General features: G+C 70.7%; 24 protein-coding genes. 11 read left to right on the plus strand and 13 right to left on the minus strand.

What is annotated here, in order from left to right; all coding sequences use genetic code 11:
• Nucleotides 1-139: 139 nt before the first annotated feature.
• Nucleotides 140-1,528 carry a leucyl aminopeptidase family protein gene (locus FHW79_RS00600; RefSeq protein WP_183177209.1) on the minus strand — a complete coding sequence of 463 codons (1,389 nt, stop codon included), beginning with the start codon at nucleotides 1,526-1,528 and terminating at the stop codon, nucleotides 140-142.
• 150 nt (nucleotides 1,529-1,678) lie between these two features.
• Between FHW79_RS00600 and FHW79_RS00605 the strand changes: the two genes are divergently transcribed.
• On the plus strand, nucleotides 1,679-2,341 hold the full coding sequence (locus tag FHW79_RS00605) for a glutathione S-transferase family protein (RefSeq protein ID WP_183177210.1): 663 nt from the start codon (nucleotides 1,679-1,681) through the stop codon (nucleotides 2,339-2,341).
• Nucleotides 2,342-2,360: 19 nt separating this feature from the next.
• Here FHW79_RS00605 and FHW79_RS00610 read toward each other — a convergent pair whose 3' ends face one another.
• The 3 genes from FHW79_RS00610 to FHW79_RS00620 all read right to left on the minus strand — a co-directional run bounded on the left by FHW79_RS00610 (nucleotide 2,361) and on the right by FHW79_RS00620 (nucleotide 4,793).
• Nucleotides 2,361-3,452 (minus strand): TAXI family TRAP transporter solute-binding subunit, encoded by a 1,092-nt coding sequence (locus FHW79_RS00610; RefSeq protein ID WP_183177211.1) that lies wholly within the window; start codon nucleotides 3,450-3,452, stop codon nucleotides 2,361-2,363.
• A 118-nt stretch (nucleotides 3,453-3,570) separates the two neighbouring features.
• The gene (locus FHW79_RS00615) at nucleotides 3,571-4,134 is read right to left on the minus strand and encodes a HupE/UreJ family protein (RefSeq protein WP_183177212.1); all 564 of its coding nucleotides are present in this window, start codon (nucleotides 4,132-4,134) and stop codon (nucleotides 3,571-3,573) included.
• Nucleotides 4,135-4,238: 104 nt separating this feature from the next.
• Nucleotides 4,239-4,793 carry a hypothetical protein gene (locus FHW79_RS00620; protein WP_183177213.1) on the minus strand — a complete coding sequence of 185 codons (555 nt, stop codon included), beginning with the start codon at nucleotides 4,791-4,793 and terminating at the stop codon, nucleotides 4,239-4,241.
• 184 nt (nucleotides 4,794-4,977) lie between these two features.
• On the opposite strand from FHW79_RS00620, the gene FHW79_RS00625 reads away from it, so the two are divergent.
• Nucleotides 4,978-6,606, plus strand: a complete 1,629-nt coding sequence (locus FHW79_RS00625) for a DNA polymerase Y family protein (protein ID WP_183177214.1) — start codon at nucleotides 4,978-4,980, stop codon at nucleotides 6,604-6,606.
• A gap of 10 nt (nucleotides 6,607-6,616) precedes the next feature.
• Nucleotides 6,617-9,904 carry an error-prone DNA polymerase gene (locus FHW79_RS00630; protein ID WP_183177215.1) on the plus strand — a complete coding sequence of 1,096 codons (3,288 nt, stop codon included), beginning with the start codon at nucleotides 6,617-6,619 and terminating at the stop codon, nucleotides 9,902-9,904.
• Nucleotides 9,905-9,925: 21 nt separating this feature from the next.
• Here FHW79_RS00630 and FHW79_RS00635 read toward each other — a convergent pair whose 3' ends face one another.
• Together FHW79_RS00635 and FHW79_RS00640 are read right to left on the minus strand one after the other, a co-directional pair.
• Nucleotides 9,926-10,504, minus strand: coding sequence for a protein-tyrosine-phosphatase (locus FHW79_RS00635; protein ID WP_183177216.1), 579 nt, complete (start codon nucleotides 10,502-10,504; stop codon nucleotides 9,926-9,928).
• A gap of 312 nt (nucleotides 10,505-10,816) precedes the next feature.
• Entirely contained in the window at nucleotides 10,817-11,542 is a 726-nt protein-coding gene (locus tag FHW79_RS00640; RefSeq protein WP_348984007.1) for a tRNA-uridine aminocarboxypropyltransferase, read from the minus strand.
• A gap of 223 nt (nucleotides 11,543-11,765) precedes the next feature.
• Between FHW79_RS00640 and FHW79_RS00645 the strand changes: the two genes are divergently transcribed.
• Entirely contained in the window at nucleotides 11,766-11,936 is a 171-nt protein-coding gene (locus FHW79_RS00645; RefSeq protein WP_175426399.1) for a hypothetical protein, read from the plus strand.
• Between the two features lie 55 nt (nucleotides 11,937-11,991).
• Here FHW79_RS00645 and FHW79_RS00650 read toward each other — a convergent pair whose 3' ends face one another.
• The 3 genes from FHW79_RS00650 to FHW79_RS00660 all read right to left on the minus strand — a co-directional run bounded on the left by FHW79_RS00650 (nucleotide 11,992) and on the right by FHW79_RS00660 (nucleotide 14,388).
• Nucleotides 11,992-12,801, minus strand: coding sequence for a hypothetical protein (locus FHW79_RS00650; RefSeq protein WP_183177218.1), 810 nt, complete (start codon nucleotides 12,799-12,801; stop codon nucleotides 11,992-11,994).
• A gap of 137 nt (nucleotides 12,802-12,938) precedes the next feature.
• Nucleotides 12,939-14,015 carry a Tim44 domain-containing protein gene (locus FHW79_RS00655; protein ID WP_183177219.1) on the minus strand — a complete coding sequence of 359 codons (1,077 nt, stop codon included), beginning with the start codon at nucleotides 14,013-14,015 and terminating at the stop codon, nucleotides 12,939-12,941.
• A gap of 139 nt (nucleotides 14,016-14,154) precedes the next feature.
• On the minus strand, nucleotides 14,155-14,388 hold the full coding sequence (locus FHW79_RS00660) for a hypothetical protein (RefSeq protein WP_183177220.1): 234 nt from the start codon (nucleotides 14,386-14,388) through the stop codon (nucleotides 14,155-14,157).
• 496 nt (nucleotides 14,389-14,884) lie between these two features.
• Between FHW79_RS00660 and FHW79_RS00665 the strand changes: the two genes are divergently transcribed.
• The 4 genes from FHW79_RS00665 (at nucleotide 14,885) to FHW79_RS00680 (ending at nucleotide 18,031) form a co-directional block, all read left to right on the plus strand.
• Nucleotides 14,885-15,310, plus strand: a complete 426-nt coding sequence (locus FHW79_RS00665; RefSeq protein WP_183177221.1) for a DUF4112 domain-containing protein — start codon at nucleotides 14,885-14,887, stop codon at nucleotides 15,308-15,310.
• An 81-nt stretch (nucleotides 15,311-15,391) separates the two neighbouring features.
• On the plus strand, nucleotides 15,392-16,798 hold the full coding sequence (gene hemN, locus FHW79_RS00670; RefSeq protein ID WP_183177222.1) for an oxygen-independent coproporphyrinogen III oxidase: 1,407 nt from the start codon (nucleotides 15,392-15,394) through the stop codon (nucleotides 16,796-16,798).
• 139 nt (nucleotides 16,799-16,937) lie between these two features.
• Nucleotides 16,938-17,558, plus strand: a complete 621-nt coding sequence (locus FHW79_RS00675) for a glutathione binding-like protein (protein WP_183177223.1) — start codon at nucleotides 16,938-16,940, stop codon at nucleotides 17,556-17,558.
• 8 nt (nucleotides 17,559-17,566) lie between these two features.
• Entirely contained in the window at nucleotides 17,567-18,031 is a 465-nt protein-coding gene (locus tag FHW79_RS00680; protein WP_183177224.1) for a protease complex subunit PrcB family protein, read from the plus strand.
• A gap of 127 nt (nucleotides 18,032-18,158) precedes the next feature.
• Here the strand turns inward: FHW79_RS00680 and FHW79_RS00685 are convergent, their stop codons facing one another.
• The 3 genes from FHW79_RS00685 to FHW79_RS00695 all read right to left on the minus strand — a co-directional run bounded on the left by FHW79_RS00685 (nucleotide 18,159) and on the right by FHW79_RS00695 (nucleotide 21,881).
• Entirely contained in the window at nucleotides 18,159-19,067 is a 909-nt protein-coding gene (locus FHW79_RS00685; RefSeq protein WP_183177225.1) for an ABC transporter permease, read from the minus strand.
• Nucleotides 19,064-20,029 carry an ABC transporter permease gene (locus tag FHW79_RS00690; RefSeq protein WP_183177226.1) on the minus strand — a complete coding sequence of 322 codons (966 nt, stop codon included), beginning with the start codon at nucleotides 20,027-20,029 and terminating at the stop codon, nucleotides 19,064-19,066. Before FHW79_RS00690 ends, FHW79_RS00685 begins: the two co-directional genes overlap by 4 nt.
• 190 nt (nucleotides 20,030-20,219) lie before the next feature.
• Nucleotides 20,220-21,881 (minus strand): peptide ABC transporter substrate-binding protein, encoded by a 1,662-nt coding sequence (locus tag FHW79_RS00695; protein WP_183177227.1) that lies wholly within the window; start codon nucleotides 21,879-21,881, stop codon nucleotides 20,220-20,222.
• Between the two features lie 178 nt (nucleotides 21,882-22,059).
• On the opposite strand from FHW79_RS00695, the gene FHW79_RS00700 reads away from it, so the two are divergent.
• Together FHW79_RS00700 and FHW79_RS00705 are read left to right on the plus strand one after the other, a co-directional pair.
• A complete protein-coding gene (locus tag FHW79_RS00700; RefSeq protein ID WP_183177228.1) occupies nucleotides 22,060-22,839 on the plus strand; it encodes an enoyl-CoA hydratase-related protein in 780 nt (259 codons plus the stop codon).
• 114 nt (nucleotides 22,840-22,953) lie between these two features.
• Nucleotides 22,954-24,393 carry a DHA2 family efflux MFS transporter permease subunit gene (locus tag FHW79_RS00705; protein WP_183177229.1) on the plus strand — a complete coding sequence of 480 codons (1,440 nt, stop codon included), beginning with the start codon at nucleotides 22,954-22,956 and terminating at the stop codon, nucleotides 24,391-24,393.
• Nucleotides 24,394-24,420: 27 nt separating this feature from the next.
• Here FHW79_RS00705 and FHW79_RS00710 read toward each other — a convergent pair whose 3' ends face one another.
• Nucleotides 24,421-24,666: a hypothetical protein gene (locus FHW79_RS00710; RefSeq protein ID WP_014239362.1), complete on the minus strand. Its 246-nt coding sequence runs from the start codon at nucleotides 24,664-24,666 to the stop codon at nucleotides 24,421-24,423.
• 409 nt (nucleotides 24,667-25,075) lie between these two features.
• Here FHW79_RS00710 and FHW79_RS00715 point away from each other — a divergent pair, with 409 nt between their 5' ends.
• Nucleotides 25,076-25,966 carry a LysR family transcriptional regulator gene (locus FHW79_RS00715; RefSeq protein ID WP_035675533.1) on the plus strand — a complete coding sequence of 297 codons (891 nt, stop codon included), beginning with the start codon at nucleotides 25,076-25,078 and terminating at the stop codon, nucleotides 25,964-25,966.
• Nucleotides 25,967-26,654 lie beyond the last annotated feature (688 nt).

The following is a 26,654-nucleotide window of genomic DNA, read 5'->3' on the forward strand; positions in this document are numbered from 1 at the left end:
CCGCCTCCAAAAACCCGGCCGGCACCCGAGTCCACCGGTCCTACCCAAAGGTTTTAGTCCTTTCCGAATCGGCACGCCACCCCCGCGACGCCCGCGGGGGTGACAATTTTAACCATATGCCGCTTGTTGAACCGCTCTGTCACCCGAACCGCTTGGCGATGACCGCATAGGCCGCGCGCAGGCCCAGCGCCTCGCCGCCCTCCGGGCGTCCGGGGCGGGCGCCGCTGTTCCAGGCGAAGGTGTCGAGATGCGCCCAGGGCGTGTCCTTCGACACGAACTCCTGAAGGAACAGACCGGCGGTGATCGCCCCGGCCATGCCGTTGCTGGTCACGTTGTTGAGGTCGGCGACCTTGCTGTCCAGCCCCTTGCGGTAGGGCGCCCACAGCGGCAGGCGCCACAGCGGGTCGCTCTGCTCCTCGCCGGCGGCCAGCAGGTCGTTGGCGAGGTCGTCGTCGTTGGCGAACAGCGCCGGCAGGTCCGGCCCCAGAGCGACGCGGGCGGCCCCGGTCAGGGTGGCGAAGTCGATCAGCAGGGCGGGCTTCTCCGAATCCGCCTCGGCCAACGCGTCGCACAGGATCAGCCGGCCCTCGGCGTCGGTGTTGCCGACCTCCACGCTCAGCCCCTTGCGCGTCTTCAGCACATCCATCGGCTTGAAGGCGTTGCCGGAGATCACGTTCTCCACCGCCGGCACCAGAACGCGCAGCCGCACCGGCAGCCCCGCCATCATCACCATGCGGGCCAGCGCCAGGGCGTGGGCGGCGCCACCCATGTCCTTCTTCATCAGCAGCATGCCCGACGACGGCTTGATGTCCAGGCCGCCGCTGTCGAAGCAGACGCCCTTGCCGACGATGGTCACCTTCGGGTGCGTCGGGTTGCCCCAGCGCAGGTCGATCAGCCGCGGCGCGCGCGGGCTGGCCCGGCCAACCGCGTGGATGGCCGGATAGTCGCGGTCGAGCAGCCCGTCGCCGACGATGACGTCCAGCCCCGCCTCGAACTCCGACGCCAGCGCGGCGGCGGCGGCGGCCAGCTCCGCCGGGCCGAGGTCGTTGGCCGGCGTGTTCACGAGGTCGCGCAGGAGATAGGTCGCGGTGGCGGTGCGCTGCACCTCGCCCTGGTCGGCATGCTTCGGCCAGACGAGGTTGGCGAAGACCTTGTCCGACGCCTTGTAGCGCCCGAAGCGGTAGCTGCCGAGCGCCCAGCCCAGCGCCAGACGGGTGGCGGCGCGGCGGTCGAGCGCGGCGTCCACCGCCTCGTCCAGCCGGTAGTTCCCCGGCGGCAGGCCGCTGGGAAGACCCGCGAGGCCCCACAGGTCGTCCAGCGCCGACACGCCGGCCAGCACGCGGGCGACCGCCCCGCCCTCCCCCGGAAGGAAAGCGGTGGAACCGGCCTCCGCCGTGAAGTTCACGGCCTTCACCCAGGCCGCGGTGGCGGGCGGCTGGCTTTCCAGCCACGTGGCGAGGCCGGCCTTGTTCAGCGGGGTGATGGTCACGGTGCCGGGGCCGGCCGTGGCGAGCAGGGTGGCGAGCAAGGCGGGCGTCCTTCGTCAGGAAACGGAAACGGTGAAGGAAAGCATGGCGCGCCGGGGCGTCCCTGAAAAGGGGGATTGCGGGCCGGCTTGCCGCAAGGCCGCGGGGCAGGCATGCTCCGCCTCCCCTCCCTTCGCGACCGAGGCGCACCCATGGACGACCTGACCCTGGTCATCGGCAACAAAGCCTTCTCCTCCTGGTCCCTGCGGCCCTGGCTGGCGCTGAAGCGGACCGGCCGGCCCTTCCGGGAGATCGTCATCCCGCTGCGCCAGCCCGACACCGCGGCCCGCATCGCGGAGCATTCGCCCTCCGGCCGGGTGCCCTGCCTGCGGCATGGCGACCGGGTGATCTGGGATTCGCTGGCGATCTGCGAGTATCTGGCGGAGACCTTTCCCGAGGCCGCCCTCTGGCCGGCGGAAACCCACGCCCGCGCGGTGGCGCGGTCGGTCTCGGCGGAGATGCATTCGGGCTTCGTCGCCCTGCGCACCCACATGTCCATGGACCTCAAGGCCTTCCGCCCCGGCGTGGGCCGCAACGCCGAGAGCGGGGCCGACATCGCCCGCGTCTTCACCCTGTGGCGCGACACGCGCGCCCGCTTCGGGGCGGGCGGCCCCTTCCTGTTCGGCGGCTTCTCGATCGCCGACGCCATGTACGCGCCGGTGGTGACTCGCCTCCTCACCTACGGAGTCGAGATGGACGGCACTTGCGGCGATTACGCGCGGGCGGTGATGGAACTGCCGGCCATGGTGGAGTGGGTGGCGGCCGCCAAGGCGGAGCCCTGGGACATCTACGCCGACGAACGGGACCCGCAATAGGACCCGGAACAGGACGACGTCAGGGCGTCGCCCCGCCCGTCGGCTCGTTGGCGGCGTTGCCGATCAGCCCGACCTCGCGGTAGTAGCGCTCGGCGCCCGGATGCAGGGGCACCGAGACGTTGGCGACCGCCTTGGTGGCGTCGAAGCTGCGCCCCTTGGGGTGGCCCTCGATCAGCAGGCGGCGGGTGTTCTCGTGCCACAGCGCCTTGGTGACGCCGTGGATCAGGGCGGGGTCGCGGTCGGCGCGGACCAGCAGCTCCGCCCCCACCCCCAGCGTGTGGACCTCCGGCACACCGGGATAGGTGTCGGCGGGGATGGTCTGGTCCATGTAGAAGCGCTGGCGGATGCGCAGCCGGTCGGCCATTTCGCCGTCGAGCGGGATCAGGCGGATCGGCTCGCGGTTCGCCACGTCGGTGACCGCCGCCACCGGGAAGCCGCCGACCATGAAGAAGGCGTCCAGCTCCTTCTTGGCCAGCCGGTCCGCCGCGGTGCCGGGCTTCAGGTAGGCCGGGGGCCGCAGTTCCCCCTCCTTCACGCCGAAGGCGTCGAGGATCGCCCGCGCCTCCACCAGCACGCCGGAGCCCTCCTCGCCCAGCGAGACGGCCTTGCCCTTCAGGTCGGCCACGCTGTGCAGGTCGCTGTCGGCGCGCACGACGAGCTGGATCGCCTCCGCGTAGAGCATGCCGATGGAGCGCAGCCCCTCAAAGGGCGCCTTGCCGTGGAAGATGCCGGAACCGGTGTAGGCCCAATAGGCGATGTCGGCCTGGGACATCCCGGCCTCCACCGCGCCGGAGCGCAGCAGCTCGATGTTCTCCACCGAGCCGAGCGTGGCCTGCGCCACCGCGATCAGCCCCGGCACGCCGCAGCTTCCCCCGCGGTCGCAGGGGCGGGAGCCGGGCGGGTTGGAGATGGCGTTGGCGATCAGCCCGCCGATCGGGAAATAGGTGCCCGACGTGGTCCCCGTGCCGATCCGGAAATAGCGGATGTCCTGCGCCGCGGCACCCCGCGGCAGCAGCCCCAGGAGAGAGCCACCGGCGATGCCGGCCAGCACATGGCGGCGGCTGGGAAGACCTTCGGCGGAAAGGCGGGGGTTGGCTCCTGCGCGCGGCACCGGCGGGTCCACCTTTCCTGCTGGCCAGCCGTCCCGGCGGCATGGGCCATCGGCGGCGTGTGTTGGACACGCCCTTACAAGAATACCCGCAGCCGGGCTTTTTCAAGGCGTCGGGGGCTTAAAAGACGCCCGCCAGATCAAGAACCCCGGCGAGTGCTACCGCGCCGCCACACATTTGCACGACCCGGCCCGACGCCGCCTGCCCCACCGCCACCGACAGGCCCAGCCCGGCGCCGATGACCAGCAGCACGCCGGACGACAGCCCGGCCCAGAACAGCGGCCCGCCCATGTGCACATAGCCGTGGAAAGCCCCCACCGCGGCGACCGTCAGCACCCCCAGCGCCAGCGGCACCTTCAGCCCGAAGGCGACCAGCCCGCCCATCAGGATCAGCGACGCCGACAGCCCTTCCGCGGCGTAGGGCAGCCGGATGCCGATCTGCGCGGCCAGTCCGGCGGCCAGCACGGCGGTCAGCGCCGCCACCGGAAGCTGCCAGACGGAGGGGCCGCCGTTCTGCCCGCTCCACAGCCCGATGGCGAGGAAGCCCAGCAGATGCTGCAACACCCAGACGGGTTCGGTCAGGCCGGTGCCGAACGGCCCGGTCACCGTCATCCGCGCCAACGCGGGCGCGGCACCGGTGCCGATCAATGCGAGCGCCAGAAGAACCGACCGGATCGCCACCATCCCCCACCCCTTTTCCCCAACGTCTTGCGCGGCACCGGGCCGGTATGGCGCGCGGCGCGGGGTGGGGTCAAGTGACCAGAGCCGGGGGCTTTTAGAAGCCGGGATCAGTACCCCAGCGGGCCGGGGCCGTACTGACGGAGGTCCTGCTGCTTGCGGAGCAGGTCGCGCTGCTGCAGCGGGTCGAGCCGGCCCATGGCGTCCTCGGTGCGCAGCCGGTCGACCTCCGGGCTCATCAGGTCGCGCTTGGCGCGGTCGGTCAGCCCCTGGGTGGAGCCCGGCGCCGGCAGGGCGGGCGTGGCCGGCTGGTCGATGAGCGGTGGCGGCGGGGACGAGCTGCCGCGACGGCGGACCGGCGGCTGGTTGGGCGGCTGGCCGGGCGCCTGCGAGGCGTCGGAGAGCTTTTGCGGCGGGGCGGGCGCCGGCTGCGGCTGTGATCGCGGCTGGGGCGCGGGGATCGGGCGGGCGTTCTCCTCCGCCTGGATCTGGCGCAGCGTCTTCAGCCCGCCGCTCTGCGCGGACGCCGGCGGGGCCGCCGATGGGGCCGCCTGGGCCCGCCCCGGCATCTCGTCGTGCACATCCGGCGCGCAGGCCCCCAGCGCGAGGGCGGCGAGCGCGGCGGCGACGGGCAGGAAAGCGGCGGTGGGGCGGAGCGGTGTCATACCAACCATGTCGTGTCCCACAAGGGCGTGACAAGGCCCTCCACCCATCTGCTCCTTTTTCCATCTCCCCCTTTTTGGCGAGGCCGCAAGGGGACTCCCACCCGCCGGATTTTGCCGCTAGAATGTTCTTGTTTTGTTCAATCAAGAACGATTGGCGCGACGAGCGGTGAAGGGAGGGTCGGGCATGGCGCAAGGGGGGGCAAAACGGACGGCGCGGCGCATCCTGTCCCTGTGGCTGCCACGGCTGCCCACCGACGCCCACAGCCGCCGCCATCCGGAGCGGCGCGACCATCCCCTGGCCGCCATCCTGGCGGAGCGCGGGCGGCTGGGCGTGGCCGCCGTCAACCGCGCGGCCGAGGAGGCCGGGGTGCATCCCGCCATGAGTCTGGCCGACGCCCGCGCCATCGAACCCGCCTTGGCCGTCTTCGACGCCGAACCCGAGTCGGACGCGCGCCTGCTGGAGCGGATCGCCGGCTGGTGCACGCGCTACACCCCCTGGACCGCCCCGGACGGCCCCGACGGCGTGGCGCTGGACATCACCGGTTGCGCCCACCTGTTCGGCGGCGAGGAGGCCATGGCCGCCGACCTGTCCGCCCGCCTGGGTGCGGCAGGCTTCGAGTCGCGGCTGGCGGTGGCGGACACCCCCGCGGCGGCCTGGGCGCTGGCGCGGTTCGGGAGGGAGGCCCCCACCCTAACCCTCCCCCGCTGGGCGGGGGAGGGAATCTTGCCCTCCCCCGCCCAGCGGGGGAGGGGGGGACCCGCGAAGCGGGAGGGTGGGGGCAACCGGGCAGACATCCTCCTCTCCCCCCTCCCCGTCGCCGCGCTGCGCCTGCCCGCCGCCACGGTGGAGGGGCTGGCCGCGGTGGGGCTGCGGCGGATCGGCGACCTGCACGCCATCCCCCGCGCCACGCTGGCCACCCGCTTCGGGCCGGAGCTGCTGCGACGGCTCGACCAGGCCCATGGACGGCTGGACGAGCCGCTGTCCCCCCGCCTGCCGGTGCCGCCGCACAGCGCCCGCCTCGCCCTGCCCGAGCCGATCACCACCGCCGAGGCCATCGCCGAGGCGCTGCGCCGCCTGCTGGCCTCCCTCTGCGCCGGGCTGGAGACGACCGGCGAGGGCGCCCGCCGGCTGCGGCTGGAGCTGCACCGGGTGGACCGCCGGCTGGAGGACGCGCCCCAGACGCTGGCCATCGGCACCGGCCACCTGGTGCGCCGCCCGGACGCGCTGATGCGCCTGTTCGCCCAGAAGCTCGACCGGGTGGAGCCCGGCCCCGGCCTGGAGCTGATGGTGCTGTCGGCCACCGAGGCCGGTCCGCTCGCCGCCGCGCAGGCCGCCCTGGATGGCGAGCTGGACGGGCAGCCGGAGCTGGGCGAGCTGATGGACCGGCTGGGCAACCGGCTGGGGGAACGGGCGGTGCTGCGGCTGGTCCCGCGGCAAAGCTGGCTGCCGGAGCGCAGCGTGGCCGCCGCCTCCGCCTTTGCCCCGGCCTTCGCGGCCACCCCCGGCGGCGCCCTGTGGCCCGCCGACCGCCCGCGCCCGGTGCGGCTGCTCGCCCCGCCGGAGCCCATCGAGGCCATGGCCCTGCTTCCCGACGACCCGCCGGCGATGTTCCTCTGGCGCGGCGCCCGGCACCGCATCCGCCGTGCCGACGGGCCGGAGCGGATCGAAGCCGAATGGTGGCGGCGCGACGGCGCGCCCCGCGACTATTACCGCGTCGAGGACGAGGCCGGCCGCCGCTTCTGGGTCTTCCGCCAGGGGCTGTACCGGCCCGGCGCAACAGCGCTGTGGTTCCTGCACGGCTTCTTCGGGTGACGGGGCCGCCATGACCCCCTACGCCGAACTCCAGGTCTCGACCAGCTTCACCTTCCTGGAAGGCGCGTCCCATCCGGACGAGCTGGCGCTGACCGCCGCCGCGCTCGGCCACGCCGCCGTCGCGGTAACCGACCGCAACTCGCTGGCCGGCGTGGTGCAGGCGCACGCCGCCGCCCGCAAGCACGGGCTGCGCCTGATCGTCGGCTGCCGGCTCGACCTGACCGACGCGGACAGCCTGCTCGCCTACCCCACCGACCGGGCGGCCTACGCGCGGCTGTCGCGGCTGCTGACGCTGGGCAAGCGGCGGGCGCCCAAGGGGGCCTGCTTCATCGGCCGCACCGACGTGCTGGACCATGCGGAGGGAATGCTGTTCCTGCTGGTGCCGCCCGACGACCGCGACCCCGCCTTCGTCCACGCGCTGCGCGGCTGGCGCAACGATCTGGGGGACCGCCTGCACCTCGCCGCCAGCCACCGTTACCGCGGCGACGACCAGCGGCGGCTGTCCTGGCTGTCCGGGCTGGCGGAGGCGGAGCGGGTGCCGCTGGTGGCGACCAACGACGTGCTCTACCACACGCCCGCCCGCCGCCCGCTGGCCGACGTGATGACCTGCATCCGCAGCGGCACGAGCATCGACGAGGCAGGCTGGCGCCTGTCCGCCAACGCCGAGCGGCATTTGAAGGCCGGGGTGGAGATGGCCCGCCTGTTCCACCGCCACCCCGACGCCGTCGCCCGAACGGTGGCGATCGCCGCCGCCTGCCGTTTTTCGCTGGAGGAGCTGCGCTACGAATACCCGGACGAGGTGGCGGAAGACGGGCGCAGCCCGCAGGAGACGCTGACCGATCTGACCTGGGCCGGGGCGGTCCAGCGCTACCCGGATGGCGTGCCGGAGACGGTGGCCCAGACCCTGCACCGCGAATTGGTGTTGATCGGACAACTGGGCTACGCGCCCTATTTCCTGACGGTGCACGACATCGTGCGCCACGCCCGCTCGCAGGACATCCTGTGCCAGGGGCGCGGCTCGGCGGCCAATTCTGCGGTCTGTTACTGCCTCGGCATCACCTCGGTCGATCCCGCCACCAACAGGTTGCTGTTCGAGCGCTTCATCTCCTCCGCCCGCAACGAGCCGCCGGACATCGACGTGGATTTCGAGCATGAGCGGCGCGAGGAGGTCATCCAGTACATCTATGCGAAATACGGGCGCGAGCGGGCCGGGTTGACCGCCACCGTCATCCGCTACCGCGCCCGCGGTGCCATCCGTGAGGTCGGCAAGGCCATGGGCCTGTCCGCCGATCTGGTGGCGCGGCTGTCCGGCTCCGTCTGGGGCTGGAGCCGCCACGGCGTGGACGAGGAGCGCGCCCGGCAATACGGCCTCGACCCCGACGACCCGCGGCTGCGCCAGACGCTGGAGCTGGCGCGGGAGCTGATCGGCTTCCCCCGCCACCTGTCGCAGCATGTCGGCGGCTTCGTCATCACCCGCGGCCCGTTGAGCGACCTGTGCCCCATCGCCAACGCCGCCATGGCGGGCCGCACGACCATCGAGTGGGACAAGGACGACATCGACGCGCTGGGCATCCTGAAGGTGGACGTGCTGGCGCTGGGCATGCTGACCTGCCTGCACCGCGGCTTCGACCTGCTGGAGCGGCATTATGACAGCGCCCTGACGCTGGCGACGGTGCCGCAGGGGGACCCGGCGACCTACGACATGCTGTGCCGAGCCGACAGCCTGGGTGTCTTCCAGGTGGAAAGCCGGGCGCAGATGTCCATGCTGCCCCGCCTGCGGCCCAAAGAGTTTTACGATCTGGTGATCCAGGTGGCCATCGTGCGGCCCGGCCCGATCCAGGGCGACATGGTCCATCCCTACCTGCGCCGCCGCAGCGGCGAAGAGGTCGTGACCTACCCCTCGAAGGATCTGGAGGCGGTGCTGAAAAGGACGCTGGGCGTGCCGCTGTTCCAGGAACAGGCGATGCAGATCGCCATCGTCGGCGCCGGCTTCAGCGCGGAGGACGCCGACCGGCTGCGCCGCGCCATGGCGACCTTCCGCAAGACCGGAGAGGTCCAGCTCTTCCGGGACCGGTTCATCGAGGGCATGGTCGGCAAAGGCTACGACCGCGCCTTCGCCGAGCGCTGCTTCCAGCAGATCGAGGGGTTCGGCGAGTACGGCTTCCCCGAGAGCCACGCGGCGAGCTTCGCCCTGCTGGCCTATGTGTCGGCCTGGATGAAGTGCCATCACCCGGACGTCTTCGCCGCGGCGCTGCTGAACAGCCAGCCCATGGGCTTCTACGCCCCCGCCCAGATCGTCCGCGACGCCCGCGAGCACGGGGTGACCGTGCTGCCCCCGGACGTGAACGCCTCTGATTGGGACTGCACGCTGGAACCCTTGTCACCCTCTCCCGCCCCGGGAGAGGGAGGGCCCCGCCAAAGGCGGGAGGGTGAGGGCAACACCGAGAATCAGCGCGCCAGTCCTTGGATGCACCCTCACCCGGCCGCTGCGCGGCCACCCTCTCCCGGGGCGGGAGAGGGGATAAGGCACGCCCTGCGCCTCGGCCTGCGGCTGGTCCGGGGGATGGACGAGGACGACGCCCGGCGGCTCGTGCTGTGCCGTGGGGCAGGCTACCGCGATCCCTACGACCTGTGGCGCCGCGCGCGGATGCCGGTCGCCGGGCTGGAGCGGCTGGCGAAGGCCGACGCCTTCCGCTCGGTCGGGCTGGACCGGCGGGCCGCGCTGTGGGCGGTGAAGGCGCTGGGGGCGCAGCCGCTGCCGCTGTTCAGCGGCCTCGCCGACTCCGCCCAGGACGAGCCGCAAGCGCTCCTGCCGGCCATGGCGCTCGGCGAGCATGTGGTGATGGACTACGGCAGCCTGTGCCTGTCGCTGAAGGCGCACCCGATGGCGCTGCTGCGCGACGGCTTCGCCGGGGTGGCCCCGACCGAGCGGCTGGGAAAGGTGAGGGCCGGCACACGGCTGACCGTGGCGGGGCTGGCGCTGGTCCGGCAGCGGCCGGGCAGCGCCGAGGGCGTGGTGTTCATCACGCTGGAGGACGAGACCGGCATCGCCAACCTCGTCATCATGCCGGACGTGTTCGAGACATTCCGCAAGACGATCCTTGGCGCCCGCCTGATCGCCGCCACCGGCCGGGTGGAGCGCAGCGGCAAACCCAACCTGGAAGGCGGCGAGGTCATCCACCTGCGCGTCGAGCGGCTGAGCGACCTGACGCACCGGCTGCGCGACCTGACCGACCCCGACGCGCTGCCCAACCGCTCCGCCGCCGCGGTCTTCCCGGAGGGGCGGAGCTTCCGTTGAGGAGCGGGTGGAGACGACCGATCAGTCGATCAGGTCCGCGACCTCGCGCACCCGGCCGTTGTCGATCATGAACTGGACCAGATCGGGACGCTCCCGGCCATAGCTGCGGTGGCGGGCACGGACGGCGGTGACCAGTTCGCCCTTGCGCCCCAAGATCTCGTCGGCGAATTCGATCATGCGCAGGTTGGGCCACGCCTTGTGGCGGATGCCGACCACGGCGGCCATCGCCTCGGCGGCGGGGCGGTCGGGGCTGGCCTGGGCCAGGATCATGGTCAGGGCGGCGGTCGAGCGCGAAATGCCGGCGTGGCAATGGACCAGCAACCCGCCCACCCCGGTCGGCTCGGTCATCAGGTCGCGCCCGAAGGCCAGGATGCGCTCGACGTCCGCGCGCTGCGGCAGGGACTGGCCCATATAGGGGTCGATGATGTCGTGGAAGCGCAGTTCCAGCCGCGTGTGCTCGCCGTAGGAGCCGAAGGCGGTCGGCTCCGGGTGGCCGGGGTCGAGGATCGAGAGGACGTGGGTCACGCCGGCCTCGCAGAAGCCGTTCAGCTCCTCGATTCCGCAGACGGTCAGTCCGAAGGGAACGAAATCGCGGGCCATGGTCCTCGTCTCTTGCCGTGCGCGCGGAGGGCGGCGCGGTTCGCATGTGGCGCCGCCGGTCCGTGCCGTCAAGCCGATCGGAGGCCCGATCAGAGGACGTTGAACAGATACAGCAGAAGAATGATCGGAATGGGAATCCCGACAAGCCACAGCAAAACGCCCTTCATGGATCGCTCCCTTGGTTGAGGCCCGCTTGCGTTGAGGCCCAAGCGGCCGATGCAATCCCCAACAGCAGAAACGCGCGTTGGTTGCCACGGCCGCCCTGGTCGAGGGGGGCTTACCCGGAAAGGGCGATCCCGGAAGAGGTGCGGATTATTCACCCTCGTCCTGATTGGGGACCGTCTCCGGAGCGGGCTCCGCCGTCCCCGCGCGGGGCGGCAGAACGGGGCGCGGGCGCGGCGCGCGCAGCTTTTTCAGCAGCAGCGCGAAGGGTTTCAGCGCGCGGTCGAGGACCGCCGGCTCGGCCTCCAGCCGCGACAGCAGGAAGGCGGCGGCCTCCAAGGTCGACACGCTGTCGCGCCGCGGCTCCTTGCGGGCCTGCCCGTAGAGGGAGCGGAACTGCGGGTTCAGCACGATGCGGCGGCACTTCAGGAGCCACGGGTTGCGCCACCACAGCGTCTTGGCCTGGCTCCAGGTGCCGTCCAGGACGATGACGCCCTCCAAGTCGCCCAGCACCAGCTCGCTGTCCTTCTGCGGGACGCCGCCCTTGTCCACCACGGACACCTCCGGCAGGGGGCCGGCGCCCTGCTTGACCGGGCCGAGATAGAGCACGCCCCAGCGCTTGTAATCGACCTCGCGCCCCAGGATGCGCTTCAGGTTCGACCAGCTCAGCCCGACCTTCAGCGCGGAGTTCTTGAACTGGAGATGGGCGATCTGCGCGGTGCCCAGCGTCTCGCGCTTTTCCTGCGGATGCTGGAGGATGAGCAGGAAGACGGCGTTGTCGATCGGCTCCACCGCCTCGCAGACGCACAAATGCATAGGTTTTAGGCAGGTGGGGCAGGATTCGGCGTGCATGGTCGGTCTCGGAGGATGGAACATCGGCGGAAAAGCGGAAGGCGGGGACTATGAGCTTCCCATCCGAAAAAAGAAACGGGGCCTGAAAAAGAAACCGGGCGCATTAAAGTTTGCATAACGCGTGATCTGCATCACTTAGAGGCCTGGACCTTGCATGATAGCGTCCAGACACACAGGACGGGTTGGGCCGAGGGCGGCCGACAGGACCGCTCCCCAGGCTCTCCCGACGCTCAGAAGGAGGCTTGCCATGCTGCCCGCTCATTTGGCCGCCCGCTTGCTGGAGCAACGCCGGGCCCAGGAATCGGCGGAATTCGCCCGGCAACTGCCGCTCTACGCGGACGACGCGCCCTTTCCGCCCGACGCCGATCCGGATGGCGAAACCGCGCATCCCCTGCCCGACTGGGCCACCAACTACTGACCGGAAGCTGACAGGGGGCTGTCGCGCAAGCGACATCACCGTCCTTCCGTCCGCATCACGCCACCTCGGCCCAGGAAGCTCCGTGTCCGCCCGCCGGAGCCGGGCGCCGAACCGGGGTGGACGTGGATGCCGGCGCGGGAATGGCTCGCTCCGGTGCTTGCGCCGGGACCAGGGCGCCGTCACGCCAGTCCAGAAGCCACGCCCCTGGGCGACCGCCCCGACAGCGCTCCAACTCGGCGCGCCAGCGCGGATCGCCGACGCCCGGCTCCGCCGTCCAACTGGGCGCCGGCGCGATCCGCCAGCGGGTGACCGCCGCGCTCGCCGCCGAGCGGCGCGCGGTGCTCTGCAACAGGAATCCCGTCACACCCGACGACTCGGCGGCCAATTGCAGCCGGCGGCTCGCCGTCAGGTCCAGCCCACCGACCTCCCCCAGCACGGCGGACAGCCGCTTGCAGCGCAGCGCCTCCTCCATCGCCCACAGGGCGTCGGTGTCGCGGGTCGCGCGCACGGCGATCAGCCGGTCCGGCGTCAGCCCATAGGCGGCCAGCCCGGCGGCGTGCAGGTCGCGCCCGCGCACGACCCACAGCGCGGGCGCCGCCGCGCTGGCGAGGCGGGCCAGCAGATGCGCGGCGAAGGCCGTCCCGGCCCCCGGCTCCTCCCCCGCCACCTCGTGCAGGCAGCCGAGCGGCAGCCCTCCCGCCGGAAAGGCCCCGTCGAGGTCCGGCAGGCCGAAGGGCAACACCCGCGCCCCTTCCCCGCCCAGCCCTTCCAGACCCCGGATGCGGGCGCGCAGATCGGCCAGAACGGCCGCCCGGTCCGGCGGGGACGCTTCGATGCAGGACTCAGGCACAGGAAGTTCGGGCATGACTTGCTTCCGCTGAGCAGGTATTTGTTCCTGACATGTTCTATCATGTCCCATCTGCCCAGGGGAGTCCGGAAATGCGAAAGGGGGCGCCCTTTCGGACGCCCCCCCGCAAGACCGGTTGAGGAGTGGAGAGTGGATCAGCCGGCCTGTTGGATCGCCGACAGGACCCAGCGCCCGCCGCGCGGACGGGTGAAGGTCCAGATTTCCGTGGCTTCGACCGGACGGTTCGGGTCGCCCTCGACCACGCGGTTGCTCGCGCGGTCCACCGTCACGTCGGTCAGAGAGAAGCGCATCGCCACGGTGGCGTATTCCGCGTTGCCCTCGCGCCACGCCTCGGCCAGGTCGCCCTGGAGCAGGCGGACGTCGGACAGACGGTTGACCACGCCGCGGTTGTGGTTGGCCGCCAGTTCCTCGGTGAAGTAGGAGGCCATCTCCGGCGTCACGGCGCCGCGCAGGGCCGTCAGGTCCTCGCTGCCGTAGGCGGTCTGGACCGCGACCAGAGTCTGCTCGAACGACTGATAGTCGGCCGGGCCGATGCCCACATCGTCACGGCGCACGCCCGGACGGCCGGAAGAGGCCGGCCCCGCCGCGGCGCTGCCGCGAGCGCCACCACCCAGCGGGTTCGAGCGCGCGTCCACCGCCTCGCGATTCATGGCGCCCGGATTCGGACCGGCATAGGCGGCGTTGGAAGCGCCCATGCCCGCCGGCCGCGCCGCGCCCGCCGAGCGGTTGCGGAAGAAGCGCATGGCCAACCGGACCAGGAAGACGACCAGCAGGATCTGGAGGATGAAGCCCAGGATGCCCGCGAAGCTGCCCAGCCCGTCGAGGAAGCCGCCGCCGAACAGCATGCCGGCGATGCCGGCGCCGATCAGGCCGCCCATCAGGGCCGGCATGAAGCCGCCGCGCGAGAAGAAGCCGCCGCGCTGCGCCGCCGCCGGGGACGCCATGCCCGGCTGCTGCATGCCCGGCTGCTGGGCGCCCGGGGTCTGGGCCGGGGCCGCCGAGCGCTCCATCGGCGCGGCGCGCGGCGCGGTGTTGGTCTGGGCCGGCGCCTCGTAGGTGCGCGAGCCGCGGCTGCCGACAGAGCTGCTCTTGCCCGCGCGGGCATCGGCGGTGCCGGCGGTCAGCGCCACGGCCAGCGCCAGAGCGACGGCGCCGAAGGCGCGGGCCGGAGTGCGGGTAACGGAGCGGGGGGATCGCGTTTTCTGGATCATGGCCGTGTTCGGAAAAGCCCTCGGTTCAGGGGGACGCTCACTCATGTAGCGTCCTCCTATATGGTATGGCAGCCCTGCTGTTTTAGAGGGGCCACAACCAAACCGGCCAAAAAATACGCAGACCGCGTGCAGCGCCCCATCAGGCGGAGGCGCGATCCCACACCGTTTCCACCCTATGGAAAGAGCCCGCACCGGCTGGAACCACCGGCGGCGGAACGGCGGCCGTCCGTTCCATCGCCCGCAGCGACGCCCAAACGCGGCGGCGGACCTCGATCTGGCGGCGGCAATCGCGCGAGCAATAGAGCGGCGCCGGCCCGCGCGGCGAACTGCGGCGGAACGGCTGTCCGCAGCAGGCGCAATAAAGCGTGGTCATGATGATCCTCCCTTTTTTCCGACCTGTTTTTTTCCGATGACTGGTGCCCCGCCCATCACCCTGTGGAGCGGGTGCCCGTTCGGTTCTTTTCGGTCTTAAGTCTCGACCTGCGCGCACCATTGTTGTGCTTAAGGACGCCCCAGACCAGATCTGCCTTCGGCATATGGCCGCTCGAAAACCCGGTGATTCCGGAATAATCGTCGGAACAACAATCGCTTGGCTTCCGCAAATTCGGACTGCGCGTCCATTCGCCGCATCCGGTCGTCAACCCCCCTCTCCGTTCGGACGATGCCCCTGCGTCCGCCCGATCATCCGTATGACGACGGCCCCGCCCAGGCCGTGAGCGCGTCCGTGGTGCCGGACACCCGATGGAGATAGGCCGGGAACCGCCGGGCACAGCCGCGGGTTGCTCAACCCGACACGCCCGACCGGCTCCGCCCACGGCTTCCTCCGCCGGCGGCTCCCCACGGCGGCTCTCCTGCTCCGGTGAAGCCCCATGAGCGACATCCGCACGCGTCCCGCGCCCGCCTCCACCCTCTCGGGCGTCGCCACGGCGCCGCCGGTCATCCACATCGATCTGGAACGGCTGGAGCGGCTGCGCCGACTGACCCGGCTGATGGACACGCGCTGGCGCGTTCCCGGCACACGCATCCCCTTCGGGCTGGACGGCATCGCCGCGCTGGTCCCGGTCGCCGGCAGCACGGCGACCACCGTGGTGGCCGCCTACATCGTCATGGAAGCCGCCCGCTTCGACCTACCAAAAAGCCTGATCGCCCGGATGATCGCCAACATGGCGGTGGATTGGGCCGGCGGCTCGGTCCCGGTGGTCGGCGCCCTCTTCGACATCGGCTTCAAGGCCAACCGCCGCAACCTGAACCTGCTGCTGGAGCATCTGGAGAACCGGCTGGCCGCAGCCGCCTGACGGGCGAAGCCGACGGGCGGGCGCTCGAACGCTTGACTTGTGTCAAAGCGGCGGACGGCGGTCTGCACGATCCTCCCCGCCATGAACGCGATCTCCCCCGTGGCCTGCGCCACCGCCGCCCCGACCGCCCCGCTGAACGCCGCGCTGCTGGCGAAGTACGACGGGTTGCGGGTGCCCCGCTACACCAGCTACCCGACGGCGCCGCACTTCACCGCCGCCGTGGGGGCGGAGCGCTACGCGGGCTGGCTGGCGGAACTGGACACGGCGGCCCACACAGGGTCGCTGTATCTGCATGTGCCCTTCTGCGCGAAGATGTGCTGGTACTGCGGCTGCCACACCAAGATCGTCGCCCGCTACGCCCCCATCGCCGAGTATCTCGGCCATCTGCGGCGCGAGATCGGCATGGTCGCCGACCGCATTTCCGGGCGGCTGCGGGTGCGGCACATCCATTTCGGCGGCGGCACCCCGACCATGATGGCGCCGGACGACTTCGAATCGCTGATCGCCCTGCTGCGCGAACGCTACGACGTGGCGCCGGACGCGGAGATCGCGGTGGAGATCGACCCGCGCACCCTGACCCGCGCGATGGCCGAGGCGCTGGGCCGCGCCGGGGTCAACCGCGCCTCGCTCGGCGTGCAGGACTTCGACGCCGCGGTGCAGGCCGCCATCAACCGCATCCAGCCGCGGGAGCAGACCGAGCAGGCGCTGGAGTGGCTGCGCGCCAACGGCATCCGCCACATCAACCTCGACCTGATGTACGGCCTGCCCAACCAGTCGGTGGACAGCGTCGCGCGGTCAGCCGAGATCGCCCTGACCATGGCGCCGGACCGGCTGTCGGTCTTCGGCTACGCCCATGTGCCGTGGATGAAGACGCACCAGAAGAAGATCGACGAGTCGGCGCTCGCCGGCACGCTGGGCCGCTGGGAGCAGTTCGCGTCCATCGCCGGGGTGCTGACCGACGCCGGCTTCCAGCCCATCGGCCTCGACCACTTCGCCCGGCCCGACGACGAGCTGGCCGTGCAGCAGGCCGAGGGGCGGCTCAGCCGCAACTTCCAGGGCTACACGACCGACGACGCGGAGGTGCTTCTGGGCTTCGGCGCCTCCTCCATCGGGGCGCTGCCGCAGGGCTATGTGCAGAACGCCGTTCCCTTCGACCAGTACGCCCAGGCCGTCGAGGCCGGACACTTCCCGACCGGCAAGGGGCTGACGCTGACCGCCGACGACCGGCTGCGCCGCGACCTGATCGTGCGGCTGATGTGCGACCTGTCGGTGGATGTCGGCGCGGTGGCCGAGGCCCACGGGCTGGCCGCCGGGACCTTCGACGCCGACCTGGAGGCCATGGCCGATCTGGTGGCCGACGGGGTCGCCGTGGTGGAGGGCCGCCGCGTCCATGTGCCGGAACCCGCCCGCCCGCTGATGCGCATCGTCGCCGCGCGCTTCGACACCTACCTGTCCACCGGAGCCGGCAAGCACAGCCGCGCGGTGTGAGCGCCGTGCCCATATGATCGGCAGGCAAAAAGGCGCTTTTTGCCTGCCTCTGGCCTTCCGCGCGCAAATCGGCGAAACTGGCGCCTGTTGAACATCTTTGCGGACGCGGCAAAGGAACAGGCTCCAGGGACGGGCACCGATGATCACGCTCTACACCTTCGCCTCGCCGAACGGGCAAAAGGCTTCGATCCTGCTGGAAGAGCTGGGTCTCACCTACAAGGTCCACAAGGTCGACCTCGTGGCCGGCGAAGGCCGTCAGCCCGACTATCTGGCGGTCAGCCCGATCGGCAAGATCCCCGCCACCGTCGAGGATCTGCCCGGCGGCAGGAAGCGCCGCCTGTTCGGGTCGGGGGCCATTCTGCTGCACTACGCGGAGCGCACCGGCCGCCTGCTGCCCGAGGACGAGGACGAGCGGGCGGAGGCGCTGAGCTGGCTGATGCTGGGCGTCAGCGACCTCGGCCCCTCGGGCTTGAGCAAGTTCCGCTTCGCCGTCATGGCGCCGGAGAAGATCCCCTACGCCATCGACTATTTCAAAGGCGAGCTGCAGCGCATCCACGCCGCGATGGAGGAGCGTCTGGGCGGATCGGCGTATCTGGCCGGCGGTGCCTACTCCATCGCCGACATCGCCTGCTTCCCCTTCGTGGCTGTGGCCGCCAAGGCGGAGGGCAACGTGCTCGACCGCTACCCCAACCTGAAGCGCTGGCACGACGCGGTCGCGGAGCGCCCGGCGGTCAAGCGCGGCATGGCGGTGCCGGAGTGAGCCGTCGCATGATCCGCCCCACCGCCGCGCTTCTCGCCCTCGCCGTGACGCTTCCCCTTCTCGGCGCCTGCCAGACCGCCCCGGACGGGGCCGAGCCGCAGGCCCTGCTTCCCGCCGACGCCGACCCCGGCACCTATTGGCAGGGCGACCGCAGCCAGGCCTACGAGCGCGCCTATGTGGTCGCCCGCAACCCGCAGGAATGGAACGACCTCTGGGCCCGCGTCGGCGAGGCCGCGCCGGGTCCCCTGCCCGGCGACCGCATGGCCGCGGCGGTCTTCCTCGGCCCGCGCGACACCGGCGGCTACGGCGTGTCCATCGTCAGCGCGCGGGCGGCGGGCGGCGATGTGGTCGTCGGCTACCGCGAGCGCGTCCCGGGTCCGGCCCAGGCGGTGGCGCAGATGCAGACCAGCCCTTACGCGGTGCGGCTGATCCCAATGGCGGCCGGGGCGGCGAAGTTTCAAAGGGAGAAGTGAGGAGGCGCTTGCCCCCACCCTTCCCACGGCTTCGCCGCGGGCCCCTTCCCTTCCCCGCTTCGCAGGAGAGGGAACTTAATCCCCTCCCCCGCCCAGCGGGGGAGGGTTAGGGAGGGGGCACCAACGACTACCTCTTCCCCACCACCCGCGGGTCCAGCGCGTCCTGCAACCCGTCGCCCAGCAGGTTGACGGCGATCACCGTCAAAAAGATCAACAGCCCCGGCCACACCGCCAGCAGCGGCGCCGTTCCCACCAGCTCCTGCGCGTTGGTCAGCATGTTGCCCCAGGAAGGCAGCGGCGGCTGGATGCCCAGCCCGAGGAAGCTCAGCACCGACTCCAGCAGGATGACGTTGCCGACCGTCAGGGTCGTCGCCACCACGGCGGGGGCGGCGACGTTCGGCAGGATGTGGGCCAGCATGATGCGGCGGCTGCCCGCCCCCATCGCCACCGCCGCCCGGACATAGTCGCGCCGCCGCGCCGACAGGGTGGCCCCGCGCACCAGCCGCGCCACCGTCGTCCAGCCGAACAGCGCCACCAGAACGACGATGCGCAGCAGGCTGGCGTCCTCCGATCCCGCCACCTCCGGCGGGATGCCCAGCCGGGTCAGGTCGACGGCGCCCAGCACGATCAGCAGCGGCAGCAGCGGCAAGGCGATCAGCCCGTCGGTGACCCGCATCAGCAGGTCGTCGAGCCGCCCGCCGAAATAGCCGGCCAGCAGCCCGATCCCCGTGCCGATGACGGCGGAGGCCAGCGCCGCCGCCACGCCGACGAACAGCGACACCCGCCCGCCGTAGAGCAGCCGCACCAGCACGTCGCGCCCCAGCTCGTCGGTCCCCAGCGGGTGCAGGGCCGAAGGCGGGCCGAAGCGGTCGAGCAGGCTGATGCCCGTGGACTCCACCCCCAGCCAGTGTTCCACCCAGGGTGCGGCGGCCGCGGCGACCGCCAGGACCAGCAGCAGCAAAGCGCTGGCCACCGCCAGCCGGTGGCGGGCGAAGCGCCGCAGAAAGCGCCCGGCCTTCAAGCGCCCGGCCCTCACGTCCCGTCCCCCTTGAAGGAGATGCGCGGGTCCAGCCCGGCGTAGGCGGCGTCGGCCAGCAGATTGCCGGCCAGCGTCGTCAGCGTGGCGAACAGCAGCGCCACCAGCGCCACGTTCAGGTCGTTGCCCATGATGCTGTCGTAGATCAGCTTGCCCATGCCCGGCCAGGCGAACATCGTCTCGGTCACCAGCGCGCCGGAGAAAAGGGCGCCGAACTCCAGCGCCACGATGGTCACGATGGGGATGGTCGCGTTGCGCAGCGCATGGCGCCAGACCACCCGCCCCTCCCCCAGCCCCTTGGCACGGGCGGTGCGGACGTAGTCCTGCCGAAGCTCCCCCATCATCGCGGCGCGGACGTAGCGCGTGTAGCCGCCGATGCTCGCCAGCGTCAGCGAGGCCACCGGCAGCACGAGGTAGGGCAGCCGCTCCCACCAGCCCTCCCCGCCGACCGGGCCGAGGCCGGAGGCGGGCAGCCATTGCAGCTCCACCGCGAAGAGCAGGATCAGCAGCAGCGCCAGCCAGAAGGCCGGGACGGAGATGCCGGCGAAACAGAGCAGGTTGATGGCGTTGTCCGCCCAGCCGTAGGGCCGCCGCGCCGCGTAGACGCCGAGCGGCAGCGCCACCGCCAGCGTCAGCGCCATCGCCGCGCCGAGCAGCAGCAGCGTGTTGCCCAGCCGCGGGAGGAGAATCGTCAGAACCGGCTGCGCGTAGAGCCGGGAGAAGCCGAAATCCCCCATCAGCGCCGCCTGGAGCCAGTGTCCGTAACGGTCCAGCAGGGGCTTGTCGAGCCCGTACAGCGCCTTCAGCCGCGCCGCGTCGGCGGGCGTGGCGCGCGGGTTGCCGGCCAGCATCATGTCCACCGGATCGCCCGGCATCAGCGTCATCAGGACGGTGATGACGAAGCTCATCAGCAGCAGGACGACCAGCGCCTGGAGCAGGCGGGAAGCGAGAAAGCGGGTCATGGGGGGATGGAGGCGTTGCCGAGCGGAGCCCCCCTCCCAACCTCCCCCCGCTGCGCAGGGGGAGGAGCCATTCCCTCCCCTGCGCAGCTCTCGCGCAAACCAAAGGTTTGCGCTGACGCGGCAGGCGGACCTTTGGTCCGCCGAGAGCGGGGGAGGGTTAGGGTGGGGGCAAGGGTCTGCATCACCACCCTCACTCCTTCGCCTTCCACGTCTCGATCCACAGCGTGCTGGAATCCAGATGCCCGGTCGGCACCACGCCCTCCAGCCAGGGCGGCAGGATGAACGGATCGGCGCGGAAGAACAGCGGCAGGTTCGGCAGGTCCTGGGCGTAGAGCGTCTGCAGCTTCGCCCACAGCGCGCGGTTGGCGTCGGGCTCGCAGACATGCTCCAGGTCCTCCAGGACCTTGTCCATCTCCGGGTTCTTGTAGCCGGTGTAGTTCTGGCCGGCCCAGTTGTTGGCCTCCGTCGGGATCATGCTGGAATGCAGGATGGTGCGCGGGATGTTCTCCGGCGCGCTGATCCAGGCGAACAGCGCCATCGACTTGAAGCGGCGCTTCTCCAGCGTGTCGCCGAACAGGACGCGGGCCGGCTCGTTGACGATGCGCACCTCGATCCCGGCCTGCCGCCACTGCGCCTGGAGCACCTGCTGCAGCACCTCGCGGGAGCGGTTGCCGGCGGTCGTCATGATCTCCAGCGACAGCCGTTCGCCCTTGGCGTTGTGGCGCACCCCGGCGCGCCGCTCGCTCCAGCCCGCCTCGTCCAGCAGCTTGGCCGCCAGCGCCGGGTCGAAGGCGTAGGTCGGGTAGCCCGGCGCGTGCACGCGGTCGAGCGGGCTGATCTCGTTGTGGGCGACCGGCTGGCGCCCGTCGTAGAGCTGCTTGGAGATCGCCTCGCGGTCGACGGCGTGGAGCAGCGCCCGGCGCACCCGCACATCGGCCAGCGCCGGGTTGTCGAGGTTCAGCTCGACATGCTCGAAGAAGAGGCCGGGCTTGTAGAAGACGTTGTAGCGGCTGCCGTGCCGCTTCTCGAAGGCGAGCACCTGGTCGAGCGGCAGGCCGGTCTCCCCCGGCACCATGTCGACCTGCCCGGCCAGCAGGTTGGCCTCCAGCGCGGCGGTGTTCTCGATGGACTTCACGATCACCCGCTTGAAGGCCGGCTTGGCGCCCCACCAGGTCGGGTTGAGCTCCAGCACCACATGGCTGCCCGGCTCGACCTGGGCGATGCGGTAGGGGCCGAACCACAGGCCGGGATTCGTCGTGTCGGTCTCGTACTTGGAGCGGTTGCGGTAGGTCGCCGGGTCCGCCTCGAACACCGCGCGCTCCAGATGGGCGGGCAGGATCTCGAAGTCGTTGATCTCGGCGTAGCTGCACACCGCCTTGTCGCGGTGGATGGTGAAGGTGCGCTCGTCCTTCGCGTCGATCGCCACGATGTCGCGGGCGAACAGGTCGAAGTTGCTGTAGCCGCTCTGCGGGTGCTTGCCGACCGTCCAGGTGAACAGCACGTCCTCGGTCGTCACCGGCGTGCCGTCGCCCCAGGTCGCCTTGGGGTTGATGGTGTAGGTGACCTTGATGCCCTTTTTGCCGTCGGCCCGCGTCTCGACCTCCGCGGTGCCCTTGTCCAGCGCCGGCAGCTCGGTGCAGAGCAGGCAGGTCAGCCGCCAGTCGGGGTCGTAGGCGGTGAAGGGCCGGCGCGCCATGGACAGGACGTAGCTCTTCGCCATCATCGCTTCCATGGAGGGATGCCAGTTGGACGGGAACTGGGTCATGCCGATCACCAGCTCGTCCTTCGCCGCCAGCGCGGGGGTGCCCATGAGGGCGGCGGCCAGGGTAAGGGCGGCTATTCCCGTTCGCATCGCGGCGTCGTCTCCGTCCGGTGAAGTCCCGGCTACGAACTATGGGGACCCGCGGCCCCTTGGTCCAGCGCCGATGCGGCTTTCGCGAAGCCCCAAGGGAAGCCCTTGACGGAACGGGGCCGCGGGTGTTTGTGGTCTGCCCCATACGCAACCGAATGGATGGGGAGCCCGACACGCCATGGCCGGCACCGTGACCCTGACGCGCGACGGCGTCGTCGCCACGCTGACGCTCAGCAACCCCGACAAGCTGAACGCCTTCGACAAACCGATGTGGCAGGCGCTGATCCCGCTGCTGCGCCGGCTCGGCGCCGACGACACGGTGCGAGCGGTGGTGCTGCGCGGCGCCGGCGGGCGGGCCTTCAGCCCCGGCGCCGACATCTCCGAATTCGAGACGGAGCGCAACAGCCCCGAACAGGGCGCCGACTACGGCGTGCTGATGGACGAGGGGCTGGCCCTGCTGCGCGAGTTGCCGCACCCGACGCTGGCGGCCATCCAGGGCGCCTGCTGCGGCATCGGTCTGGCCGTGGCGCTGGCCTGCGACCTGCGGGTCTGCACGGCGGGCAGCCGCTTCGGCGTTCCGGTCAGCCGGCTCGGCATTTCCATGGCGCTGCCGGAGCTGAAGCTGCTCCACGACATCGCCGGCGGCCCGGCGGCGCTGGAGATCCTGCTGGAGGGCCGCGTCTTCGGCGCGGAGGAGGCCAAGGACAAGCGGCTGGTCCACCGCGTCGTCGCCGACGAGGCGTTCGAAGGCGAGATCGCCGCGACCTGCGAGCGCATCGCCGGGGGCGCCCCGCTGGCCGCCCGTCTGCACAAGCAGTTCGTCCGCCGCCTGTCCGACCCGGCCCCGCTGTCCGAGGCGGAGATCGCCGAATGCTACCACTGCTTCGGCACGGAGGATTTCCGCGAGGGCTACCGGGCGTTCCTGGAGAAACGCAAGCCGGTGTTCAAGGGGCGCTGAGCGGCCGCGCATGCCAGGGTTCGCGCCATAGCGGTGGTTTCCGGACGGGGGAAGTCCAGATTGGGAAAATTGCCTCCCCCGTCCCACCGCCCCATCCCCGCCATGCCTCCCGCCATGCCCCGCGCCACACGCTATATTCCCTTCATCATCGCCTGCGCCCTGTTCATGGAGAATCTGGACGCGACGGTGATCGCCACGGCGCTGCCGGAGATCGCGCGGTCGATGGGCGAGGACCCGCTGCGCCTCAGCCTCGCCATGACCTCCTACATGCTGGCGCTGGCGGTGTTCCTGCCGGTCAGCGGCTGGATGGCCGACCGCTACGGGACGCGGACGGTCTTCGCGGCGGCCATCGGGGTGTTCACCGTCGGCTCGATCCTCTGCGGCCAGGCGGACGGGCTGTACGAGCTGGTGGGCGCGCGCATCGTCCAGGGGCTGGGCGGGGCGATGATGGTGCCGGTCGGGCGGCTGATCCTGTTGAAGACGGTGCCCAAGGAGAAGCTGGTCGCCGCCATGGCCCAGATGACCCTGCCGGCGCTGATCGGCCCGGCGCTGGGGCCGCTGGTCGGCGGCTTCATCGCCACCTACGCCTCCTGGCGCTGGATCTTCTACATCAACGTGCCGATCGGGCTGATCGGGATCGCGCTGGTGCTGGCCCTGATCCCCAACGTGCGGGAGACCGAGCGCGACCCCTTCGACGGCCGCGGCTTCATGCTGAGCGCGCTGGCCCTGGCCGCGCTGATGTTCGGGCTGGAGAATGTGGGGCGCGGGGTGCTGCCGCCCGCCGCGGTGGCCGGGGTGCTGGGGCTGGGCTTCGCCGCCGCGTGGCTCTACCTGCGCCACGCCCGCGGGATGGAGCGGCCGGTGCTCGACCCCTCGCTGCTGCGGCTGCCGACCTATTTCGCCTCCGTGATGGGCGGCACGCTGTTCCGCATCGGCATCGGCGCCGTGCCCTTCCTGATGCCGCTGATGCTCCAGGTCGGCTTCGGGCGCACGCCCTTCGAATCCGGGGCGCTGACCTTCGCCGGGGCCGCCGGGGCGCTGACCATGAAGGCGCTGGCCGGCCCCATCCTGCGCCGGCTGGGCTTCCGCCGGGTGCTGACCGCCAACGCGCTGCTCAGCGGCCTGATCCTGGCGAGCTACGCTGCCTTCCGGCCCGAGACGGCGCACTGGGTCATCCTGGGCGCGCTGCTGATGGGCGGCTTCTTCCGCTCGCTCCAGTTCACCGGGCTGAACAGCTTGGCCTACGCCGAAGTGCCCAAGGCGTGCCTGAGCCGCGCCAACACGCTGGCCAGCGTGATGCAGCAGGTCTCGCTCAGCCTGGGCGTGGCGGTCGGGGCGACGGTGCTGCACCTGACGCAGAGCGTCACCGGCGGCACCGGCGCGGCGCTGACGCCCACCGACTTCGTGCCGGCCTTCCTGACGGTCGGCGGGATGGCCTGCGTGTCGGCCCTGTTCTTCCTGCGGCTGCCGCCCGACGCCGGCGCCGAGATCAGCGGCCACCGCGCCCGCGCGCGGGCCAAGGAACCGCCGCGCGCGCTCGAAGCGGCCGACTGAGCCGCAGCCGGATCAAATGCAGTCGGGTCAGCGATCTTCCCAGTCCGGCTCGTCGGCCTTGAGAAGCTCCAGGAGGCGGGCGACCCGGCCGGAGGGAGGATGCCGCGTCGCCTCCCCCATGTAGTCGTCGGCGCCGGTCCAGCTGGTGGCTTCCATCAGTTCGGCGGGCGTCGCGCCCGTGCCGATGATGCTGGCGATGCGCATGTCGTCCAGGCGCCCGCAAATGTCGATCACCTGATCGCGGGTGAGCGCCGGCTGATGCTGATCGGGCATTCGGACCCCCTCCTTCCCAAATCCGCGTCACGTCCGATTAGCGGCCTGTCCGTCGGCCCGTGCAACGGCGCAAGGGGGGAAGCCCCGCCGCAACAAGGGGGATGTGCTTGCCCCGAGTCTCACGGTCTGGCACCGGCCCTCGATTGTCGTCCGAGCAAATCCAGCGCCACGAGGTCGTCCTTCGGTTGCGGGAACGGCAAAAATCCCGCAATGCGGGATAAATAAATGTGCGCTCTTCGCAGCACATCGGAAAATTCTTACCAAGCTTGGCTCTTTTTCGTGCCGTGAGCCTTTGGTTGGGGGTGCGTTCGCCGCGCGTTCCCGGTATAAATGAGCATGGCGGCTATGCGCCGTCTTCAAGAATGAACGGGAGGCTCCCCGCCAGGGCGCGGGCAGCAAGACAGGCATGATGGACTGGGACAAGCTTCGGGTCTTCCACGCCGTGGCCGAGGCTGGAAGTTTCACGCACGCCGGCGAGACGCTGAACCTCAGCCAGTCGGCGGTCAGCCGCCAGATCAGCGCGCTGGAGGAGAGCCTCGGCGTGCCGCTGTTTCACCGGCACGCGCGCGGCCTGATCCTGACCGAGCAGGGCGAGCTTCTGCACCGCACCGCCCGTGACGTCTTCGCCAAGCTGTCGATGACCGAGGCGATGCTGACCGAAAGCCGGGAGCATCCGAAGGGGCCTCTGCGCGTGACCACCACGGTCGCCTTCGGCTCGACCTGGCTGACCCCGCGCGTCAACGAGTTCCTGTCGATCTACCCGGACATCCAGCTCACCCTGCTGATCGACGACAACGAGTTGGATCTGGCGATGCGCGAGGCGGACATCGCCATCCGCATGAACACGCCGCGCCAGCCCGACCTGATCCAGCGCCACCTGATGTCGGTGCATTTCCACCTCTACGCCCACCAGGAGTATCTGAAGAAGCGCGGCGCTCCGAAGATTCCCGCCGACCTGGATGGGCACGACATCGTCGCCTACCCGCCGGACGTCCGCGCCCCGATCGCCAACGTCAACTGGATCAACGAGGTGGGCGACCCGGCGCCGGGCGTGCGCAAGCCGATCCTGCAGGTGAACAGCATCTACGCCATGTACCGCGCCGTGGAGAGCGGCCTGGGCATCGCCGCCCTGCCCGATTTCCTGGTGGACGGCAGCAAGGAGCTGACGCGCGTTCTGCCGGACGTGGACGGCCCGAAGGTCGACGCGTACTTCGTCTACGCCGAGGAACTGCGCCATTCCAAGCGCATCGCGGTGTTCCGCGACTTCCTGGTGAAGAAGGTGGCGGAGTCGGCCTTCTGATCCAGCACAGGCTTTGTGCAGGCCGCAGGTCTGCCAATTTTTTAAGCAGAGGCGCCTGGGGAAAACCGCTGGGCGCCTTTCTTTTTGTACGGATCGTACGCGAAACGCCCCACCATCTTTGCAATCCGGTTGCCGTCGGGTTGGGAAAGCCACCTGTACTTTGGCGCCACCACCGATGGATCAGAAAATCCGCGCGTGTTTTCAATGCCTTGCAAGCTATGCGGTTCTCGCATGGCCGAATTGGATATTTGGGGATGGAATCCCTTGGGCAGAATGGTCAAATCTTGGGCGTTGGATGTTGCGCCGCAGCATCCGGCGTTTCGTCCCGGAAGCCCGCTTCCGGGGTTGGGTCCTCGGACCCAGCGTCTCCCAGACGTGAAGCCTCCCTGTTCAACTCGCCGCTAGCCCAATGGGTTAGCGGCAGTTTTTTTATCCGTTGACCGCCAGGGCAGCACCAGGGGCAACAGGCAGGCTGGCTAAACTGTGGTTGAGCCTCTCGCGCCATGGCTCCGGGCAAGCCCGCCGGCCCATCCTGCCCACTCCGCTGGACTTTGCTCATCCATGCAGGAAAGCAGACGGCCTCGATGAGGCGGCTGAGCACTGCGCCGGGATGTTTTGCAACCTTCCCTCCCCCGCACTGACCGCGAGCACGTCGCCCCGCGGCATGTGGTCTGATGCCCAAGCTCCG

Source organism: Azospirillum sp. OGB3 (assembly GCF_014192915.1).
GTDB lineage: Bacteria > Pseudomonadota > Alphaproteobacteria > Azospirillales > Azospirillaceae > Azospirillum.

Excerpts from the sequence above, each read along its gene's own strand:
- FHW79_RS00605 (WP_183177210.1), top strand. The coding sequence starts at position 1,679 with ATGGACGACCTGACCCTGGTCATCGGCAACAAAGCCTTCTCCTCCTGG.
- FHW79_RS00615 (WP_183177212.1), bottom strand. The coding sequence starts at position 4,134 with ATGGTGGCGATCCGGTCGGTTCTTCTGGCGCTCGCATTGATCGGCACC.
- FHW79_RS00620 (WP_183177213.1), bottom strand. The coding sequence starts at position 4,793 with ATGACACCGCTCCGCCCCACCGCCGCTTTCCTGCCCGTCGCCGCCGCG.
- FHW79_RS00625 (WP_183177214.1), top strand. The coding sequence starts at position 4,978 with ATGGCGCAAGGGGGGGCAAAACGGACGGCGCGGCGCATCCTGTCCCTG.
- FHW79_RS00630 (WP_183177215.1), top strand. The coding sequence starts at position 6,617 with ATGACCCCCTACGCCGAACTCCAGGTCTCGACCAGCTTCACCTTCCTG.
- FHW79_RS00635 (WP_183177216.1), bottom strand. The coding sequence starts at position 10,504 with ATGGCCCGCGATTTCGTTCCCTTCGGACTGACCGTCTGCGGAATCGAG.
- FHW79_RS00640 (WP_348984007.1), bottom strand. The coding sequence starts at position 11,542 with ATGTTCCATCCTCCGAGACCGACCATGCACGCCGAATCCTGCCCCACC.
- FHW79_RS00645 (WP_175426399.1), top strand. The coding sequence starts at position 11,766 with ATGCTGCCCGCTCATTTGGCCGCCCGCTTGCTGGAGCAACGCCGGGCC.
- FHW79_RS00650 (WP_183177218.1), bottom strand. The coding sequence starts at position 12,801 with ATGCCCGAACTTCCTGTGCCTGAGTCCTGCATCGAAGCGTCCCCGCCG.
- FHW79_RS00655 (WP_183177219.1), bottom strand. The coding sequence starts at position 14,015 with ATGATCCAGAAAACGCGATCCCCCCGCTCCGTTACCCGCACTCCGGCC.
- FHW79_RS00660 (WP_183177220.1), bottom strand. The coding sequence starts at position 14,388 with ATGACCACGCTTTATTGCGCCTGCTGCGGACAGCCGTTCCGCCGCAGT.
- FHW79_RS00665 (WP_183177221.1), top strand. The coding sequence starts at position 14,885 with ATGAGCGACATCCGCACGCGTCCCGCGCCCGCCTCCACCCTCTCGGGC.
- hemN (WP_183177222.1), top strand. The coding sequence starts at position 15,392 with ATGAACGCGATCTCCCCCGTGGCCTGCGCCACCGCCGCCCCGACCGCC.
- FHW79_RS00675 (WP_183177223.1), top strand. The coding sequence starts at position 16,938 with ATGATCACGCTCTACACCTTCGCCTCGCCGAACGGGCAAAAGGCTTCG.
- FHW79_RS00680 (WP_183177224.1), top strand. The coding sequence starts at position 17,567 with ATGATCCGCCCCACCGCCGCGCTTCTCGCCCTCGCCGTGACGCTTCCC.
- FHW79_RS00690 (WP_183177226.1), bottom strand. The coding sequence starts at position 20,029 with ATGACCCGCTTTCTCGCTTCCCGCCTGCTCCAGGCGCTGGTCGTCCTG.
- FHW79_RS00695 (WP_183177227.1), bottom strand. The coding sequence starts at position 21,881 with ATGCGAACGGGAATAGCCGCCCTTACCCTGGCCGCCGCCCTCATGGGC.
- FHW79_RS00700 (WP_183177228.1), top strand. The coding sequence starts at position 22,060 with ATGGCCGGCACCGTGACCCTGACGCGCGACGGCGTCGTCGCCACGCTG.
- FHW79_RS00705 (WP_183177229.1), top strand. The coding sequence starts at position 22,954 with ATGCCCCGCGCCACACGCTATATTCCCTTCATCATCGCCTGCGCCCTG.
- FHW79_RS00710 (WP_014239362.1), bottom strand. The coding sequence starts at position 24,666 with ATGCCCGATCAGCATCAGCCGGCGCTCACCCGCGATCAGGTGATCGAC.
- FHW79_RS00715 (WP_035675533.1), top strand. The coding sequence starts at position 25,076 with ATGGACTGGGACAAGCTTCGGGTCTTCCACGCCGTGGCCGAGGCTGGA.